Annotated in this window: 11 protein-coding genes; 10 read left to right on the top strand and 1 reads right to left on the bottom strand. The window is 42.4% G+C overall.

Annotated elements, in window-relative coordinates; translation table 11 throughout:
• Nucleotides 1–64 precede the first annotated feature (64 nt).
• Complete coding sequence (locus PBAT_RS21130; protein ID WP_188016956.1) at nt 65–1,225, bottom strand: ROK family protein; 1,161 nt, start codon at nt 1,223–1,225, stop codon at nt 65–67.
• A gap of 172 nt (nt 1,226–1,397) precedes the next feature.
• Here PBAT_RS21130 and xylA point away from each other — a divergent pair, with 172 nt between their 5' ends.
• The 10 genes from xylA to PBAT_RS21080 all read left to right on the top strand — a co-directional run bounded on the left by xylA (nt 1,398) and on the right by PBAT_RS21080 (nt 17,931).
• Nucleotides 1,398–2,714: a xylose isomerase gene (gene xylA / locus PBAT_RS21125; protein ID WP_068652653.1), complete on the top strand. Its 1,317-nt coding sequence runs from the start codon at nt 1,398–1,400 to the stop codon at nt 2,712–2,714.
• A gap of 9 nt (nt 2,715–2,723) precedes the next feature.
• Nucleotides 2,724–4,220 carry a xylulokinase gene (gene xylB, locus PBAT_RS21120; protein WP_068652651.1) on the top strand — a complete coding sequence of 499 codons (1,497 nt, stop codon included), beginning with the start codon at nt 2,724–2,726 and terminating at the stop codon, nt 4,218–4,220.
• A 173-nt stretch (nt 4,221–4,393) separates the two neighbouring features.
• Complete coding sequence (locus PBAT_RS21115; protein ID WP_068652649.1) at nt 4,394–6,184, top strand: sensor histidine kinase; 1,791 nt, start codon at nt 4,394–4,396, stop codon at nt 6,182–6,184.
• Complete coding sequence (locus tag PBAT_RS21110) at nt 6,181–7,731, top strand: response regulator transcription factor (RefSeq protein ID WP_068652647.1); 1,551 nt, start codon at nt 6,181–6,183, stop codon at nt 7,729–7,731. The genes PBAT_RS21115 and PBAT_RS21110 overlap by 4 nt, the downstream gene beginning before the upstream one ends.
• A 157-nt stretch (nt 7,732–7,888) precedes the next feature.
• Entirely contained in the window at nt 7,889–8,869 is a 981-nt protein-coding gene (locus PBAT_RS21105) for an ABC transporter permease (protein ID WP_068652646.1), read from the top strand.
• Nucleotides 8,870–8,914: 45 nt separating this feature from the next.
• On the top strand, nt 8,915–9,823 hold the full coding sequence (locus tag PBAT_RS21100; protein ID WP_084403297.1) for a carbohydrate ABC transporter permease: 909 nt from the start codon (nt 8,915–8,917) through the stop codon (nt 9,821–9,823).
• Nucleotides 9,824–9,907: 84 nt separating this feature from the next.
• A complete protein-coding gene (locus tag PBAT_RS21095; RefSeq protein ID WP_068652642.1) occupies nt 9,908–11,638 on the top strand; it encodes an ABC transporter substrate-binding protein in 1,731 nt (576 codons plus the stop codon).
• Nucleotides 11,639–11,746: 108 nt separating this feature from the next.
• The gene (gene yicI, locus PBAT_RS21090; protein ID WP_068652640.1) at nt 11,747–14,074 is read left to right on the top strand and encodes an alpha-xylosidase; all 2,328 of its coding nucleotides are present in this window, start codon (nt 11,747–11,749) and stop codon (nt 14,072–14,074) included.
• 112 nt (nt 14,075–14,186) lie between these two features.
• Nucleotides 14,187–16,574, top strand: a complete 2,388-nt coding sequence (locus PBAT_RS21085) for a glycoside hydrolase family 95 protein (RefSeq protein WP_068652638.1) — start codon at nt 14,187–14,189, stop codon at nt 16,572–16,574.
• Between the two features lie 10 nt (nt 16,575–16,584).
• Nucleotides 16,585–17,931: a GH1 family beta-glucosidase gene (locus PBAT_RS21080; protein WP_068652636.1), complete on the top strand. Its 1,347-nt coding sequence runs from the start codon at nt 16,585–16,587 to the stop codon at nt 17,929–17,931.
• Nucleotides 17,932–17,969: the final 38 nt, after the last annotated feature.

Raw genomic sequence — 17,969 nt, 5'->3', positions numbered from 1 at the left:
CTTGTGCATGCACGTCGGAGCAGGAATATTGCTAAAGAACCCTATCTCGAATCGATCTTTTGGTTTAAAGTGTGATTCTTATACTTCCGAGAAAACTCATCACAGAAGAGAAGGCTGCACCAATCATCGTGCCGCGGCTACCTAGTTTGGAGAATGTAATTTGAAGCTGCTGCTTGTGGTAGGGAAGTGTACGTTCTGCTACAACTGCATTCATGGATGTTGCTAGCCATGGCTCAGCCTCTGACAGAGCTCCACCAATAATAATCAATTCCGGATTAAAGCTGTTAATTAAATTGGTAACGCCAACACCAAGGTATTTACCCATTTGCTCGAAATGTCGAATGGCCTCAATGTCCCCTTGTTTAGCACAGCGTATCAGATCCTGTGTATTGTGTGCGGGTAGCTTAAACAAGGACGTGTCATATGTTTTCTCGGAGGCATACAATTCCCAACATCCACGGCTGCCACAACTGCAGGGTTTGCCATCTGCCTCAATACACATATGTCCTGTCTCACCAGCATATCCTCGAGCACCCTTGTATAACTTTCCGTCAATGATGATGCCTGAACCGATTCCTGAACCTGCACTGACGTATAGTAGATGACTCACATCTTGTGCCGCTCCAAAGTTCAATTCACCAACCGCACCGGCATTCGCTTCATTATCAAGGGTCACGGGAATAGCAAAATAAGTCTCTAGTATCTGTTGAAGTTCAACCATCTCCCAACCAAGATTGGGCGCAAATAATAGGATTCCTTGTTCATCGACCATACCAGGCACACCGATGCCAATCCCTACTGTTCCATAAGGAGTAGAAGGGGCAACGGATATTAAGTCAGCAATGAGTTCTTTCATTGTATCTAACACATAGGCTAGTCCATGGTGCTCCAATGTGAAATCACGTACGAGTATGATATCGCCTTTCAAATCGCATAGAACAGCAGATAACTGTTTAACATGCAGTTCAATCCCAATCACAGTGCCTGCCATATTGTTGAAATGTAGCATAAGCGGTTTACGACCACCACTAGATTGTCCAGGTCCGACCTCAATGACGAGCTGTTGCTCGCATAGTTCTGCAACAAGCGTAGACACGGTGGCTTTATTTAAACCTGTCATGACTGATACGCTAGATCTTGATAGGGGGAAGTGCTTACGAACGGTATGCAGCACTAGCGATTTGTTGATTTTTTTAACCAATGCTTGATCCCCGGTAACTTTCACAAACCACACATCCTTTTTAAACATTCGGTTAATAAGCTTCTAACATTATATCGTAAGACTAGTATACACTAAATAAAATACTTTGTTTAACCAATATACAAAGTGGAAAAGTTATGATACGATACCGTTGTAAACGCTTGCGAATGTTCTAAATTTGAGGAGGATACATCACATGGCCTATTTTAATTCCGTTGGTAAGATTGCTTATGAAGGTAGTCGTTCCACTAATCCTTATGCATTTAAATTTTATAATCCGCAAGAAATGGTAGCCGGTAAGTCGATGGAAGAACATCTGCGTTTCGCTATGGCGTATTGGCATACCCTAACAGCTGGCGGATCAGATCCGTTTGGTCAAGAGACGGCGGTACGTGCTTGGGATTCATGGACTGGACTTGATTTGGCGAAGGCACGCGTGGAAGCGGCATTTGAATTTTTAGAAAAAATGAACCTTCCTTATTTCTGTTTTCATGATATAGATATTGCACCAGAAGGAAGTAGTCTACGTGAATTTTATAGCAACATAGATATCATTGTGGATCAAATCTCAGAGGGTATGAAATCAACAGGTAAGAAACTGCTCTGGAATACGGCCAATATGTTCTCCAATCCACGTTACATGCATGGTGCAGGGTCAACCTGTAATGCTGATGTATACGCACATGCCGCTGCGCAGATTAAGAAGGGCCTTGAAGTCGGTAAACAACTTGGGGCAGAGAATTATGTGTTCTGGGGTGGGCGTGAAGGATACGAGACATTACTTAATACCAATCTAGAGCTTGAGATGGACAATATGGCACGTCTGTTCTCGATGGCTGTAGATTATGCGAAGAAAATCGGATTTGATGCACAGTTCTTAATCGAACCGAAGCCGAAGGAGCCGACCAAACATCAATATGATTTCGATGCGGCAACAACGATTTCTTTCTTGCAGAAATACAAATTGGACGGTCATTTCAAGCTTAATCTAGAAGCAAACCACGCTACACTTGCAGGACATACCTTTGAACATGAACTGCGCGTTGCCCGTATAAACGGCATGTTGGGATCACTTGATGCTAATCAGGGAGATATGCTTCTTGGATGGGATACCGATGAGTTCCCTCTCAATATTTACGATTCAACACTAACACTCTATGAAGTGCTGAAGAACGGCGGTATGGGTCGAGGTGGTATTAACTTTGATGCTAAAGTACGTCGTCAATCTTTCGAACCTGAGGATTTGTTCTTAGCTCATATTGCGGGTATGGATACGTATGCCAAAGGGTTGAAAGTCGCAGCAAGATTGATCGAAGATCGTGTGTTCGATGATTTCATCGATCAGCGTTATAGTAGCTTTAATGAAGGCATTGGTGCAGATGTGATCAATGGGAAAGCAACGCTCGCTTCACTTGCTGAATATGCAATGAATAATGCTAATCCTCGCAGAAATGAATCAGGTCGTCAGGAAATGTTGAAGGGTATACTGAATCAATACATTCTAGCTGAGTAGGAGTGCGCTATGAAATACGTCATTGGGATTGATCTAGGCACAAGTGCCGTGAAGACAGTACTGCTAAGTAAGGAAGGGAATATCGTCTGTGAGCAAGCACAGCCTTACCCCCTGAGTAGACCGGAAGCGGGATGGAGTGAGCAAAATCCAGAAGATTGGGTTCAGCAAACGCTAAGTAGTTTGTGTCAACTTATGGAAACATCCAATGTGAATCCTGAAGATGTTGAAGGTATTAGCTTCTCTGGACAAATGCACGGACTCGTGCTCATTGATGCTAATGGACGTGTGATTCGGCCAGCGATACTCTGGAACGACACACGAACAACTGAGCAGTGTCGTAGGATCGAGAAGACACTTGGAGATAAGCTTCTAACTATTGCATGTAACCGTGCGCTAGAGGGGTTCACGCTTCCCAAATTATTATGGGTGAAGGAACATGAACCTGAGTTGTTAGAGCAAGCGAGTCTATTCCTACTACCTAAAGATTTCTTGCGCTACCGTCTGACAGGAAATCTAGCGATGGATTATTCGGATGCTGCAGGAACACTGCTTCTCGACGTACGGAATAAATGTTGGAGCTCAGAAATTGCAGAAGCCTTTGATTTACCAATGTCTCTGTGTCCCACATTGGTCGAAGCTTTCGAACAGACGGGGACACTGTTACCAACGGTAGCGGAATTCACGAAGCTTCTACCTGAGACAAAGGTATTTGCTGGGGGTGCTGATAACGCTTGTGGTGCGATTGGTGCAGGAATTCTGAGTGAGGGCAAAACTATGTGTAGTATAGGAACTTCAGGTGTTATTCTCTCTTACGAACAGCGCAAGGAGCTTAAGCTTGACGGCCGTGTTCATTTTTTTAACCACGGAGAACAAGATGCTTTTTATACGATGGGTGTGACCTTGGCTGCGGGACACAGCCTGACATGGTTTAAGGAGACATTCGCGAAGGATCTCAGCTTCGATGAATTACTTCAAGACATTCATTTGATCCCAGCAGGTAGCGGAGGGATATTGTTCACGCCGTACATTAGCGGAGAACGTACACCGCATCCTGATGCAGATATTCGCGGTAGCTTGATTGGTTTGGATGCTGGGCATACGTTATCGCATGCTGCTAGAGCTGTGCTTGAGGGTATTACTTTTTCACTTCGTGAATCACTTGAAATCATGCGTCAATCAGGTAAGGAGATTACTGAAATTGTAGCTATTGGCGGTGGGTCACTTAACGAGACATGGCTGCAAATGCAAGCGGATATCTTCGAAGCACCTGTTGTAAAGCTAGAGAATGAACAGGGGCCCGCGATGGGAGCAGCGATGTTAGCAGCCTACGGTTGTGGTTGGTTCTCATCACTTCGTGCCTGTGCCGAAGCCTTCATTCGACCAGCACGAGTGTATAGTCCCAATCCCCAGCAAGTTGAAGAATATCAAGGTCTATTCTCACTCTATCAGCAGGTCTATGGGTTAACCTATGAACTGAATCGACAGCTTACGGTATATCGCAGATAAAGCGATGAGCCTTGATAAATTTGAAATAATAGATGTCTTTCGCATGACTCGCGGAAGGCATCTATTATTTATTACATATTGCAGAATGTTCTTTTCTTATGTAAGGTATGGATATTCACACCAGTAGATTGAGAGGGTCGTGAAATCCGAAAAAGAGTTGGAGGCATCCCCCTATGTGGCACCGGTTGGTGAAGCTACTAAATGATATGAAAATCCGTAATAAACTTCTTCTATCCTTTTTAGTTGTAGCCCTGATACCTGTTGTGCTTGTTGGTGGTTATTTAACATTCGAAATGAGGACCATGGCATTTCAGAATGCCAGTGAACAGGCGTCGATCAACGTGGATCGGGTTAATAAGAGAACTGAGGAAGTTCTTAATGTTTCGTTGGATATCTCATATCGATTGTCGAATGATGCCCGACTAAAAAGACTTGCAAATCGTCAATATGAAAGCGTATATGATGTGGTTGAAGCTTACCGTGATTATCCCGATTTTCGTGAGTATATACGATTATATAAGGAAATATCCAATATCCGCTTGTACACAGACAACCAGACATTGCTTAACAATTGGGAGCTTATAAATGTCTCGGAAGAAATAAGGAGTAGCGAGTGGTATCAGAAGGCACTACATAATGTAGGATTGGTAGGTTGGGAATATCTCGAGGACGAACGGGACCATAAGAAATATTTAAGTCTTGTGCGCAAAATAGAACTAGAGGGTCAGAAGAATTACGGTATGCTTGTCATTAATGTAAATAGCTCTCAAATAAGCTCCATCCTGAATCAGGAATCATTCGAAACGATGATTGTCGATGAGAAGAACCATATTATCGCATCTAATCGCAGTGAGCGAACGAATAAAGAGCTATCAGATATAGGGTTGGATACAAGTGTACTTGGGCAGGAAAGTGGTAGCTACGAAGCCATTATGGATGGTGAAGCATCCAAAATTATTGTGGAGAATTTAAACCCACAATCCAGTTGGAATGGGCTAAGGATTATATCTGTATTTTCAGTAGCTAGCATTGTGAAGGAGCCTAATCAGATTATTAAGCTCGCACTTACGGTTATCGTAATTAGTCTAGTACTAGCCTTTTTATTTATTTATAGCTTCTCGTCCCTATTCTCTCGAAGATTATTACAGCTTAGCCGTCATATCAATAAGGTAGGAACAGGGCATTTCGATACGACCCTACAGATGGAAGGGAAGGATGAGATTGGACTGCTGGCACGCCAATTTAACTCTATGGTAAGAAGTATTCATGATCTGATGATTGAGGTACAACAATCGAATGAACAGAATATTCAATTAGAGCAGATGCAGCACGATATCCGATTTAAAATGCTGGCTAGCCAGATTAATCCCCATTTCCTATTCAATGCGCTCGAAGCTATTCGAATGGATGCACATATGAAAGGACAAGCGGAAATTGCTAGAGTGGTTCGTTTGCTTGGGAAGATGATGCGAAGTAATTTGGAAGTTGGAAACAGTACAATCCCATTGAAACAAGAGCTTGAAATGGTTCGATGTTATTTGGAAATACAACAGTTTCGGTATGAAGAACGGTTACAGTATCAATTTATCGTGGATCCTGGAACTGAGAATTTACATATGCCGCCGTTGATTATTCAGCCCCTGGTAGAGAATGCAGTCATCCATGGCTTGGATAATAAAATGGGGGGAGCTCTCGTAATAGTGGAGATAAAAAGGGTAGGAGACAAAGCGGTATTCATGATTCGAGATAACGGGATCGGAATTTCTTCCCAGCGACTGGTGCAAGTTCGTAACATGCTAGAAATGCATGAAGAACAAGCAGGCGAGAGAATTGGACTTCGGAATGTGCATTTGAGATTGAAACTTACCTATAAAGAAGAAACACATGGATTGATTATTGAGAGCTATCCAGAAGAGGGGACTACCATATCCTTTAGCATTCCAATGGAGGAGACAATCAGATGATAAAAGTGCTAATTGTAGACGATGAACCTAAGATCCGAGAAGGAATGAGAACCTTCATCCCGTGGGAAGAAACAGGGTATCAGGTTGTAGACACGGCATCTAATGGATTTGAAGCGCTTGATAAATATCATAGTCTAAAACCTGATCTTATGATTATAGATATCCGAATGCCAGGGATGGATGGACTGGAGCTAATTGCTGAACTTCGAACACAGGGCTCCAGTTCTCATATTTTGATCTTGAGTGGATATGCCGATTTCGAATATGCGAAGCGAGCAATGGCACACCAGGTCGATGGTTATTTACTTAAGCCTGTTGATGACGATGAGCTGATTACTTATTTGGATAATCTTCGGAATACGTTGAAGCTAGAGAATCAATTTCGTCAGTGGAGTAAAGCAGAGCCAGATCGTAACAAAGAGACCTTATTTCATGCATTGTTAGAACCTCAGGCTGAGGAAGCTTCTATAATGCTCAGAATAAAGCATGCTCAGGATCTAGGTCTTGGGCAAGAGCCGTGTGAGGTTGTCCTATTCAAGTTCAGTGACATCACGGAAGCATCGCCGGAAGCGTTGGATTTACTCAGAGCTAAACTTTCGAAACAGGTTCAATTGACTGGGGTGGGTGTGTTCTTTAACATTCCTCCTTATGTAGGCATACTTTTATACAAGCCGCTACAAGACATGGAAAGTTATGAGATGTGGTTCAGACCGCTTGTTGAAATCTTTCGTAATGTTGGGCTTGATTTCAGTGCAGTAGCGGGTGGTGGTGTCGAAGGGCCGGAAGTTGCTACAATCTCATTCAACGCTGCACGTGAGTTACTAGAATTAAGCTTTTTTTCTCCCAAAAATAGACTGATGAGCACGAGTTCCGCACTCCCTAATATGGAATTGAAGGCTTTCAAAGAGCTATCCGTTCCTGGTGAAGTCCAGACCCGGTTACAGCTCGCGGTAGAAACAGGGAACAGCATGATGATTGAGCCACTCGTATTACAAATAAGTGATGAACTAGATATAAGTCAAATGGATGAGACTGGAATAAAGGAAAGCTTTGTTCTTTTGTTGAGCGGCATCCTTGCAAGGTTAGAGTCGGTTTACCCAAGTATTCGCCTGTTCGCTGCAGAACATTCTGTCCCTGTAGGAGAAATATATCATAGTCATTATCTGAGTGATTTGTTAGAACATGCGGTATCTTATTTACAAGGGATGGCTAGTCAGATTAGCAGCGAGGGACGTGGCAATGAAATTAAACAAATTACGGAACTTATTCATGTACGCTACAACGAAAATTTGAAGCTGGAAACACTATCGGAATTATTTAACTATAATACAGCCTATCTGGGGAAAATGTTTAAGAATACGACGGGTGAATATTTCAATACGTATCTAGACAAGGTTCGCATTGAAAACGCCAAACGATTTCTAGAAAAAGGTATGAAAGTATACGAAGTAGCTGAAAAGGTTGGTTATATGAATGCGGATTATTTCAACGCCAAATTCCGTAAATATGAGGGGGTGTCTCCTTCCTCATATCGTAAAGGTGTGTGATATTTCGTGATGGAGTCCTTTCTATATGAGAGGTCTTTTTTTTATGTGTAATTTTGGGGTGAAATCTCTAATTTTCATATGATTTTATATCGAATTATCAGGGTACTGTAATCGCTTACATTTTATTAAAATTACGATATAGAGAGGAGGGCGTTATATGAAGACGGCAACAGCCCTAGAGACGGAAAGTTCAGTTAATCAGCCAGAACCCGTGAGAAAGCCTAAGTCATCAAATTTTTGGAAGACGTTCAAAAATCAAAAGTATTTATATTTCATGACGATTCCTTTTGTAATTTGGGTGTTCGTATTCAGTTACCTTCCATTATGGGGTTGGACGATGGCCTTTCAAAAATACAAGCCAGCACGAAGTTTTTTTGAACAAGAATGGGTAGGCTTGGAACACTTTAAAACGTTATTCCAAGATGATCAGTTTCTATTGTCGCTCCGAAATACACTCGCCATGAGTAGTATGGGATTGATAGCAGGTTTTATTTTTCCAATTACCTTTGCTCTTCTTTTGAACGAATTACGCTTAGGTATATTCAAAAGATTCGCACAGACGATATCTTACTTGCCTCACTTTGTATCTTGGGTCGTTGCAGCAGGTATCGTTACAAAGATGTTGTCTACAGAAAACGGCATGATAAATGCTATTCTAGTCGGTTTAGGAATCATACACGAACCTATACAGTTCATGGCACAAGGTCATCTGTTCTGGGGAATTGTCACCTTATCTGATGTTTGGAAGGAAACGGGATGGAACGCCATTATTTATCTCGCTGCGATATCAGGCATTGGTCCTGAGCTTTACGAGGCAGCACGCGTGGATGGTGCAACTCGGTTACGGCAGATTCGGCATATCACCATTCCAAGTATTCGTCCAACAATCATAGTACTCCTCATCATGTCCGTTGGTAATTTGTTGAATATCGGATTTGAGAAGCAGTTCCTATTAAGCAATAACTTAGTAACTGATTATTCGCAGGTACTTGATTTGTACTCACTGAAATATGGACTTGGCATGGCAAGATATTCATTCGGTACCGCTATCAACATTTTTAACTCAGTCATCAGTGTAGTGTTGCTATTTACGATAAATGGTATTTTCAAACGTACGACGAAGGAAAGCCTTCTATAGCAAACTGACTTCCAAGTTATTAATCATGAAAAAGGAGGGCCTACTGTGTCTAATACATCGTTTGCTAGCCGCAAAAGTTGGTCAGATCGGATTTTTGATATATTCGTATACGTTATTATCTCATTCGTCGTTATAGTCACAACTTATCCATTTCTGAATGTACTCGCGATCTCGTTCAATGATTCCATTGATAGTGTCCGCGGCGGAATTACAATTTTCCCTAGGGAGTTTACGTTAGACAACTATATTAAGATTTTTACATTCTCTGGACTTATTACAGGTTTTAAGATTTCTGCGCTTCGGACTATCATTGGTACAATATTAGGCTTGATTAGTGCTTCGATGTTGGCCTTTGCTATTAGCCGCGTAGAGTTTCAAGCACGTAAATGGATCTCAACTTTCCTAGCACTAACGATGTATATCTCTGGAGGACTCATTCCTACCTATATACTAATGCGTGATTTGGGTCTAATGAATTCTTTCGCAGTTTATGTTCTTCCTGGTGTTGTAAGTGCTTTCAACGTATTCGTTGTCCGTTCTTTTATTGACAGTATTCCTTACGCTTTGCAAGAATCCGCCAAACTTGACGGAGCCAATGACTTTACGATTTACTGGCGCATTATTCTACCGCTTGCTAAGCCGGCTCTAGCTACGATAGCCCTATTCCTGGCAGTAGGACAGTGGAATGCATGGTTCGATACGTATTTATACAATGGATCGAATGAAGCGTTGACTACACTTCAATATGAGTTGATGAAAGTACTCCAAAGTACGACATCAGGCAATGGTGGAGATTATCGTTCCAATATTCCATCCAATGCGACGAATCAGGTCTCGCCAGAATCTATCAAAATGGCTATTACGATCGTAGTTACTGTACCCATTTTGATTGTATATCCATTCCTGCAAAAGTACTTTGTTAAAGGTATGACACTTGGTGCGGTTAAAAGCTAACGGCTAGATAGGTTTGTAAAAAAGGTATGATCAGGGGTAATCCTGTTATACGATAGATACAACTAACTTAGGAGGGTTCGATAAATGGATAGCAAACGAAAAACAAAGACGAAAGCATCCGCTCTATTACTTGCTTCTACAATGCTCATTGGCTTGCTAGCTGGATGTAGTGGGACCAAGAATGTAGAGACGGTTGCTCCGGTAGACAAAGGAACAGAAAGCACAACACCTACGACAAAAACAGAAGATATAACACCAATGACGTTATCCCTCTTTAGTGCTGATCCAAGTCCGAACTGGACGGGGATGAAAGATGAGACAGGTAAAATTATTACAGAAAAAACGGGTATTACGTTAGATGCAGAATTCGCCGTAGGTGATCCACAGCAGAAAGTGGGCTTGATTGCTGCTAGTGGTGAATACCCAGATCTAATCAGTGCGAAGAACGATATCAGTAAACTCGTCGATGCTGGTGCGATGTTAGATTTGACAGATTTAATTGAAGAACATGCGCCGAATATTAAAAAAGTATTAGGTGAATATACAAAACGCGCTCGTTATAGTGATGATGATAAGGCTATTTATGCGATTCCTTCCTATGCAGGGGTAGATAATCAATCGTTGAGAGCAACGGGTGGGTTTGAATTGCAGCACCGTGCCGTTAAAGAAGCAGGATATCCTGAAATCAAAACTGTTCAAGATTATGAGAACGTTATCAAATCATACATTGATAAACATCCTACAGATGAGAATGGTAACAAAAACATTGGTCTGACACTGAATGCGGATGACTGGTATATGTATATCACTGTTACAAATCCAGCCTTCTACACAACAGGTTCCTCCGATGATGGAGAATATGCGATTGATATCGATACGCAGGAAGTTACCTATCACTACAAACGTCCAGCAGAGAAAGAATACTTCCGTTGGTTAAACCATATGAACGACATTGGATTATTGGATCCGGAAAGTTTCGTACAGAAATATGACCAGTATAAAGCGAAGATTGCAACGGGTCGTGTTATAGGTATGATTGACCAAGACTGGGCTTATGGGGATGCGGAGAAGGCACTTAAAACGGCAAATAAGCTAGATCAAGGCTACGGTCACTATCCAGTAACCCTATCTTCCGAGTATAAAGAAACATCATTCTGGCCTACAGGATTTATGGCTGGATACGGTATAGGTATCAGTGTCGATTGTAAAGATCCTGTCCGTGCAATCAAATTCCTCGATTACCTAGCTTCAGACGAAGGTCAAGTGTTATTGAACTGGGGCGTTGAAGGTAAAGATTACAAGATAGAAGATGGTAAACGTGTGATTCCTGCAGATGTAGCTTCACGTAAAATCAATGATGCTACCAATTTTACTAAAGAAACAGGTATTGGCTTATATAACAATCTTAGCGTTCACTATGGCGATGGTGTGAAAGATTCAACAGACAACTATTACACAACAAGCTTCCCTGAACAAATTGTTGCAGATTACAACGCTGTTGAGAAAGAAACGTTAGCTGCGTACAAAGTGACAACTTGGAGAGAGTTATTCCCTAAAGATGATGAATTCAAAGTTAAACCTTGGGGAGCTGCATGGAATATTGCAATTCCAGGCGATAGTGAAGTTTTAATCCTTGATAACAAACTGAGAGATATTACGTGGAAACGTATTCCTGAAGCGATTCTAGCTAAACCAGATAATTTTGATAAGGTTTGGGAGTCCTACATGCAGGACCTGGATAAAGCAGGTGTTGATAAGGCAGAAACACTACGTGAGGAACTTGTGAAACAACGTGTCAAACTGTGGAACGATTAACATGAATCATTGATTTGACAAACGTTAGATGAACAAACACAAAACATATGGCGGGGAGTCTGTACCATGAGTTCAGGCTTCCCCCTAAACTACTGAGGTGACCTTATAATGAAATTTAGTGATGGTAACTGGTTGACACTTCCAGGATATGAAGTAATGAGTCCGGTACAAGCCTATGATCCTAAAGCCCAAGAGAAATCAATTAGTGTCTATGCATCTCCAAGAGATTTGAAGCCACGTTGGGCTTTACTTGATTTACCTTTAATGACGGTCAAACTATCGTCCCCTATGGCGGACGTTATTCGTGTATCTGTTCATCGCCATAAAGGTGGAATTGTTCAGAGACCTGAGTTTGAAATCACGGAACAAGAAGGCATACAGATTGAGACAGGTATGGAAACGGGTGAACTGTGGCTTCAGAGTGGTGGACTCAAAGCGTGTGTGCATACCGAAGGTGATTGGGGCATTTCATTCTTCCAAAATGAACGCCGTATTACAGGTAGCGGAATTAAGTCCTTAGCCCATGTAACAAGGGAAGATGGGCAGACATACATGCGCGAGCAATTGGATCTGGGTGTAGGAGAACAAGTATATGGTTTAGGTGAGCGATTCACAGCTTTTGTTAAAAATGGCCAGTCTTTCGATATATGGAATCGGGACGGAGGCACCGGTACGGAGCAGGCATATAAGAACATCCCGTTCTATCTTTCTAGTCATGGATATGGTGTATTCGTTAACAATCCGGGGTTAGTCTCATTTGAGGTTGGTTCGGAACGCGTATCGAAGGTACAGTTCAGTGTTGAGGGTGAGAAGCTAGAGTATTTCATCGTTGGTGGGAAAACGCTACGTGATGTGTTAAGAAACTATACTACATTGACCGGTAAACCAGCATTACCTCCGGCATGGACGTTCGGGTTATGGCTAACGACTTCTTTTACAACCAATTACGATGAAGCGACAGTCATGAGTTTTGTTGATGGTATGAAGGAGAGAGATTTACCGCTGCATGTGTTCCATTTTGATTGTTTTTGGATGAAGGCACTCCACTGGACGGACTTTGAATGGGATGAGAAGGTATTCCCAGATCCCGAAGGAATGCTCCAGCGCTTGAAGGAGACAGGTCTGAAAATATGCGTGTGGATTAATCCCTACATTAGTGAACAATCACGTCTATTCGATGAAGGTGCTGAGCGTGGCTACTTCCTTAAACGGATAGATGGAGGCGTATGGCAATGGGACCGGTGGCAACCGGGAATGGCTATTGTCGATTTCACAAATCCTGATGCATGCCAATGGTATGGTGATTATTTACGTGAATTGATTGATATCGGTGTAGATTCATTTAAAACAGACTTCGGTGAACGGATCCCGACAGATGCTGTTTACTTTGACGGATCTGATCCGCATCGTATGCATAATTATTATACACAGCTCTATAACAAGGTTGTGTTTGAAGTATTAGAAGAGAAGCTAGGTAAAGGAGAAGCTGCTTTGTTTGCTAGATCAGCAACCGCTGGTGGGCAACAGTTCCCAGTCCACTGGGGCGGCGATTGCTCTGCTAATTTCGAATCGATGGCGGAGAGTCTACGAGGTGGGTTATCACTAGGATTATCAGGGTTTGGATTCTGGAGTCATGATATTGGAGGCTTTGAGAATACAGCGCCTGCAGATGTATATATGCGTTGGGCTGCATTTGGACTATTATCCAGCCATAGCAGACTACATGGTAATCAGTCGTACCGGGTACCATGGATGTTTGGCGAGGAAGCTGTGGATGTGATGCGTTTCTTCACGAAACTAAAATGTAGTCTTATGCCGTATCTATATGGTAGTGCTGTAGATGCACATGTGATTGGTTTACCTATGATGCGTGCAATGGTACTCGAATTTCCCGAAGATCCGGGATGTCGGACGCTCGATCGTCAGTATATGCTTGGAGATTCACTGCTTGTTGCTCCGATATTTAACGAAGAAGGAATTGCTGAATTTTACTTACCTTCAGGTAGATGGACATCTTTCGTTACGGGTGAGTCCGTAGAAGGTGGCAGTTGGCGTTCGGAGCAACACGGTTTCATGAGTCTTCCTCTATATGCACGTCAGGGCAGTTTAGTTCCTGTAGGTGCAGTAAATACAAAACCAGATTATGATTACGTAGATGGTGTGGAAGTTCACGTGTTTGCACCTGTAGAAGGTGTTGAAATGCATTTAGAAATACCAGATCTAAAGGGCAATTCTAGCTTTAAGATGAATGCGATTCTAAATGAGACTCAGCTCACGGTAGAATTGATATCGGTTGATAGTAAGGCTTGGAGCTTGTTATTACGTGGCGTTACTGAGGTAGAAAGTATCATCGGTGGTATAGGAGAGGCAGTAGAACTAGGAATGCGCATCAGGCCTGATATCGGTGTAACTTCGATAGTAATCAAATACGCATAAAGTACCAGTATACGATGTAGAAATTATGGTTTATTGGATAATTAACATAATGAAGTGTTCTGTATTAACTATGGTTTAAGCTTATAAGCCTGACTTCGATTGGGGGAGTTGCATGGAGCACAGCAAACAAGGCAGCCTTAATCATCTGTGGTATAGGGAACCCGCTACAATATGGGAAGAAGCACTACCTATAGGTAATGGCCGACTAGGCGGGATGGTATTTGGAGGGATAGAACAAGAAGTCATTCAACTGAATGAGGATACATTATGGTCCGGATTTCCACGTGATACTGCAAATTATGAGGCACTTAGATACTTAGAAGCTGCTAGAAATTTGGCTATGAATGGAAAGTATACGGAAGCCGAGGCAATAGTTGAGGACCATATGGTCGGAAGACGCACGGAGTCTTATCAGCCTTTAGGAGAGCTACGTATTAATATGCATTCCAAAGCCTCAACTATAGCATATCGTCGAGAATTAGATCTTGATAGTGCCATCGCATCTGTATCATATATTCAAGAAGGTGTACGGATTGTACGTGAAGTATTTGCAAGTAATCCAGACAATCTAATCGTGATACACATTCGGGCAGAAGAGGTAGAAGGCGGTAATACTCAAGAATGGAGAGCTCTGCTTCCAGATATTTCAGCAGAACTGTTCTCACCTCATCCCTTCAATGTAAGACAGGAAGCAGGAGCCATTATTCTACATGGCTCTGCTCCTTCACATGTAGCTGACAATTACATGGGTGACCATCCCCAACCCGTCTTATATGAAGAAGGGCTGGGACTCCGATTTGCTACTTGCATGGAGGTACGTACGGATGGCGGAGAAGTTGAACGGAACAGTAATGGGTTCATCGCACGAGGAGCTAAATCAGTCACGATATTCATGACAGCAGCTACTAATTTTGCAGGTTATGATGTCATGCCAGGAGTTGACGAATTACAGTCCATTGCCACATGTGTGCAAATACTTCATGATGCTCCAACTAAGTATGACGACCTAAGAAATCGTCATATTCGTGATTATTTAGAATTATACGAGCGGGTAAAGCTCAGTCTTGGATCGAAGAATGTATACCATATGGTAGATCTTCCTACGAATGAACGCCTCCAACGTTATCGTATTGAAGGTGATGATACAGGATTAGAGACGTTGTTATTTCACTACGGACGTTACCTGATGATTGCGGGTTCCAGACCAGGTTCACAAGCATTGAATCTTCAAGGCATATGGAACCCACATATTCAACCGCCTTGGAACAGCAATTATACAACGAATATCAATACAGAAATGAATTATTGGCCATCTGAAATATGTAGACTTGGTGAGTGCCATGAACCTTTACTTGAGCTTATTCGTGATCTGAGCGTAACCGGTAGTCGTACAGCTGCGTTGCATTACGGTTGCCGGGGCTGGGTTGCACATCATAATACTGATTTATGGCGTATGTCTTCGCCATCAGATGGAAGAGCTATGTGGGCGTTTTGGCCAATGGGCGGTGTATGGTTATCACGTCATTTATGGGAGCGTTATGCCTTTCGTCCGGATGAAACGTACTTACGTGATACGGCCTATCCAATCCTAAAGGGCGCAGCACTATTTTGTATCGATTGGCTTGTTCAATTACCTGAAGGTACGTTAACAACGGGACTGTCTACCTCGCCTGAGAATGTCTTTCTATACTCTGAAGGTCAAGCTTGTAGTCTTTCAACTGGATCAGCGATGGATATGTCACTCATCGATGAATTATTCAGCCATTGTATTCTAGCAGAGAACATTTTGAATGAGGATACCGACTTCCGCGAACAGCTTATAAACATGAGGGAACGTCTATCTCATCCGGGAATTGGAAGTGATGGAAGGCTGAGAGAATGGCATGAAGATTTCATAGAGTCTGAGCAAGGGCATAGGCATATCTCGCATCTATATGATGTGTATCCTGGTAGCCGATATAACAGCAGTAAAACACCTGACTTGATTGAGGCTGCGAAGAAATCACTCCAAGTAAGATTGGAGGGAGGGAGCGGTCATACAGGTTGGAGCGCTGCGTGGCTCATCAATCTATATGCTCGATTATGCGAGCATGAGCAGGCTTACAGTTATGTTCGCCGTATTCTAACGCATTCAACTTTACCGAATTTATTGGGTAACCACCCTCCATTCCAAATTGACGGTAATTTCGGGGTAACGGCAGGTATTGCTGAGATGTTGCTACAGAGTCATCACGGGGAGATACATCTGTTACCTGCACTCCCCAATCGTTGGAGCGAAGGAAAAGTACAAGGACTTGTAGCTCGTGGAGGTTTTATCGTAGATATCACCTGGCAAGATGGTTTGCTAATGCAAGCACGGGTAACTTCAACGCATGGACAGCGTTGTACAATCTATTATGAGCATCAAATTCTCATCATCAAACCAGATGGAATGATTATGGATGCGGAAGGACCTTTTGACACACGTATAGGTGATATTTATATTATTACTTCCAAATAGGAGGATATTCATGACTATATACCAATTTCCGAAAGATTTCTGTTGGGGTACGGCAACAGCAGCCTATCAGATTGAAGGAGCTTATGCAGAAGATGGAAGAGGTCTATCCATTTGGGATACGTTCTCGCATACACCTGGTAAAGTTAAAAATGGTGATAATGGGGATGTGGCTTGCGATAGCTATCATCGTTACAAAGAGGATATTGCCTTCATGAAAGAATTAGGGATAACAACATACCGTTTCTCAGTATCATGGTCTCGCATTTTTCCAAATGGACGTGGAGTAGTGAATCAAGCGGGTTTAGATTTCTATCACAGATTCGTAGATGAACTTCTAAGCAATGGCATTGAACCTTTCTGCACGCTCTATCATTGGGATTTACCGCAGGCTCTTCAAGATGAAGGTGGTTGGGATAACCGCAATACGGCGACAGCTTTCAAGCTTTATGCTGAAACGATGTTTAAATCGTTCTCTGGAAAAATCAATAAATGGATCACATTAAATGAACCTTGGTGCAGTTCGTTCTTATCTAATTATTTAGGTGTGCATGCACCAGGTTACCAAGATCTTAAACTTGCTGTTGATGTCGCTCATCATTTATTGCTCGCTCACGGAGAGGCCGTTCGCAGTTACCGTGAACTAGGTTTTAATGGTGAGATTGGTATCGCTCCGAATATTACATGGGCTTATCCATATACGAAGAGTAAAGAAGATCAAGAAGTGTGCTTTCGTGCCATAGAGTGGACTTGGGATTGGTTCCTTGACCCCATATTTTTTGGGAAGTATCCCGATGGTCTGTTGAAGACGTTTGAGAAAGCGGGGGCTAAACCTGACGTTTTACCAGGAGATATGGATATCATCCGTCAGTCGATAGATTTCATTGGAGGTAACTATTACTCTGCAAGTGTGCGTCGACATGCACCGGGTCATGGGATATTTGAAGAAGAGGATATGAATATGGGCTACGAGCGTACAGATATTGATTGGCCAATGGATGCGGTAGGTCTTTATGACTCTCTAAGATATACACATGACAAATATGGCGATATTCCGATTTATATTACAGAGAATGGTGCATGTATCAATGATGATCCTATCAATGGTAAAGTCCATGATACACGACGTATTAACTACCTTCGTCAGCATATCATTGCCATGCATCGAGCGATCGCTGACGGTGTACCTGTAAAAGGATATATGGAATGGTCACTACTGGATAATTTTGAATGGGCTGAAGGTTACGGCATGCGTTTTGGCCTAATCCATGTGGATTTCCGAACCCAGAAGAGGACACCTAAAGAAAGTTACTATTGGTATCAAAAGATTGCAAAAAACAACTTCCTTGTTATCGATTAAGAAAGACCTAGCAACCAAGCTTTCTATTAACTCACAAA

It is taken from the genome of Paenibacillus antarcticus (assembly GCF_001637225.1).
GTDB lineage: Bacteria > Bacillota > Bacilli > Paenibacillales > Paenibacillaceae > Paenibacillus_AQ > Paenibacillus_AQ antarcticus.
Note: the sequence above shows the minus strand (reverse complement) of the source record. Positions and strands in the feature narration are given on the sequence as shown.

Excerpts from the sequence above, each read along its gene's own strand:
- PBAT_RS21115 (WP_068652649.1), top strand. The coding sequence starts at position 4,394 with ATGTGGCACCGGTTGGTGAAGCTACTAAATGATATGAAAATCCGTAAT.
- PBAT_RS21110 (WP_068652647.1), top strand. The coding sequence starts at position 6,181 with ATGATAAAAGTGCTAATTGTAGACGATGAACCTAAGATCCGAGAAGGA.
- PBAT_RS21095 (WP_068652642.1), top strand. The coding sequence starts at position 9,908 with ATGGATAGCAAACGAAAAACAAAGACGAAAGCATCCGCTCTATTACTT.
- xylB (WP_068652651.1), top strand. The coding sequence starts at position 2,724 with ATGAAATACGTCATTGGGATTGATCTAGGCACAAGTGCCGTGAAGACA.
- PBAT_RS21105 (WP_068652646.1), top strand. The coding sequence starts at position 7,889 with ATGAAGACGGCAACAGCCCTAGAGACGGAAAGTTCAGTTAATCAGCCA.
- yicI (WP_068652640.1), top strand. The coding sequence starts at position 11,747 with ATGAAATTTAGTGATGGTAACTGGTTGACACTTCCAGGATATGAAGTA.
- xylA (WP_068652653.1), top strand. The coding sequence starts at position 1,398 with ATGGCCTATTTTAATTCCGTTGGTAAGATTGCTTATGAAGGTAGTCGT.
- PBAT_RS21085 (WP_068652638.1), top strand. The coding sequence starts at position 14,187 with ATGGAGCACAGCAAACAAGGCAGCCTTAATCATCTGTGGTATAGGGAA.
- PBAT_RS21080 (WP_068652636.1), top strand. The coding sequence starts at position 16,585 with ATGACTATATACCAATTTCCGAAAGATTTCTGTTGGGGTACGGCAACA.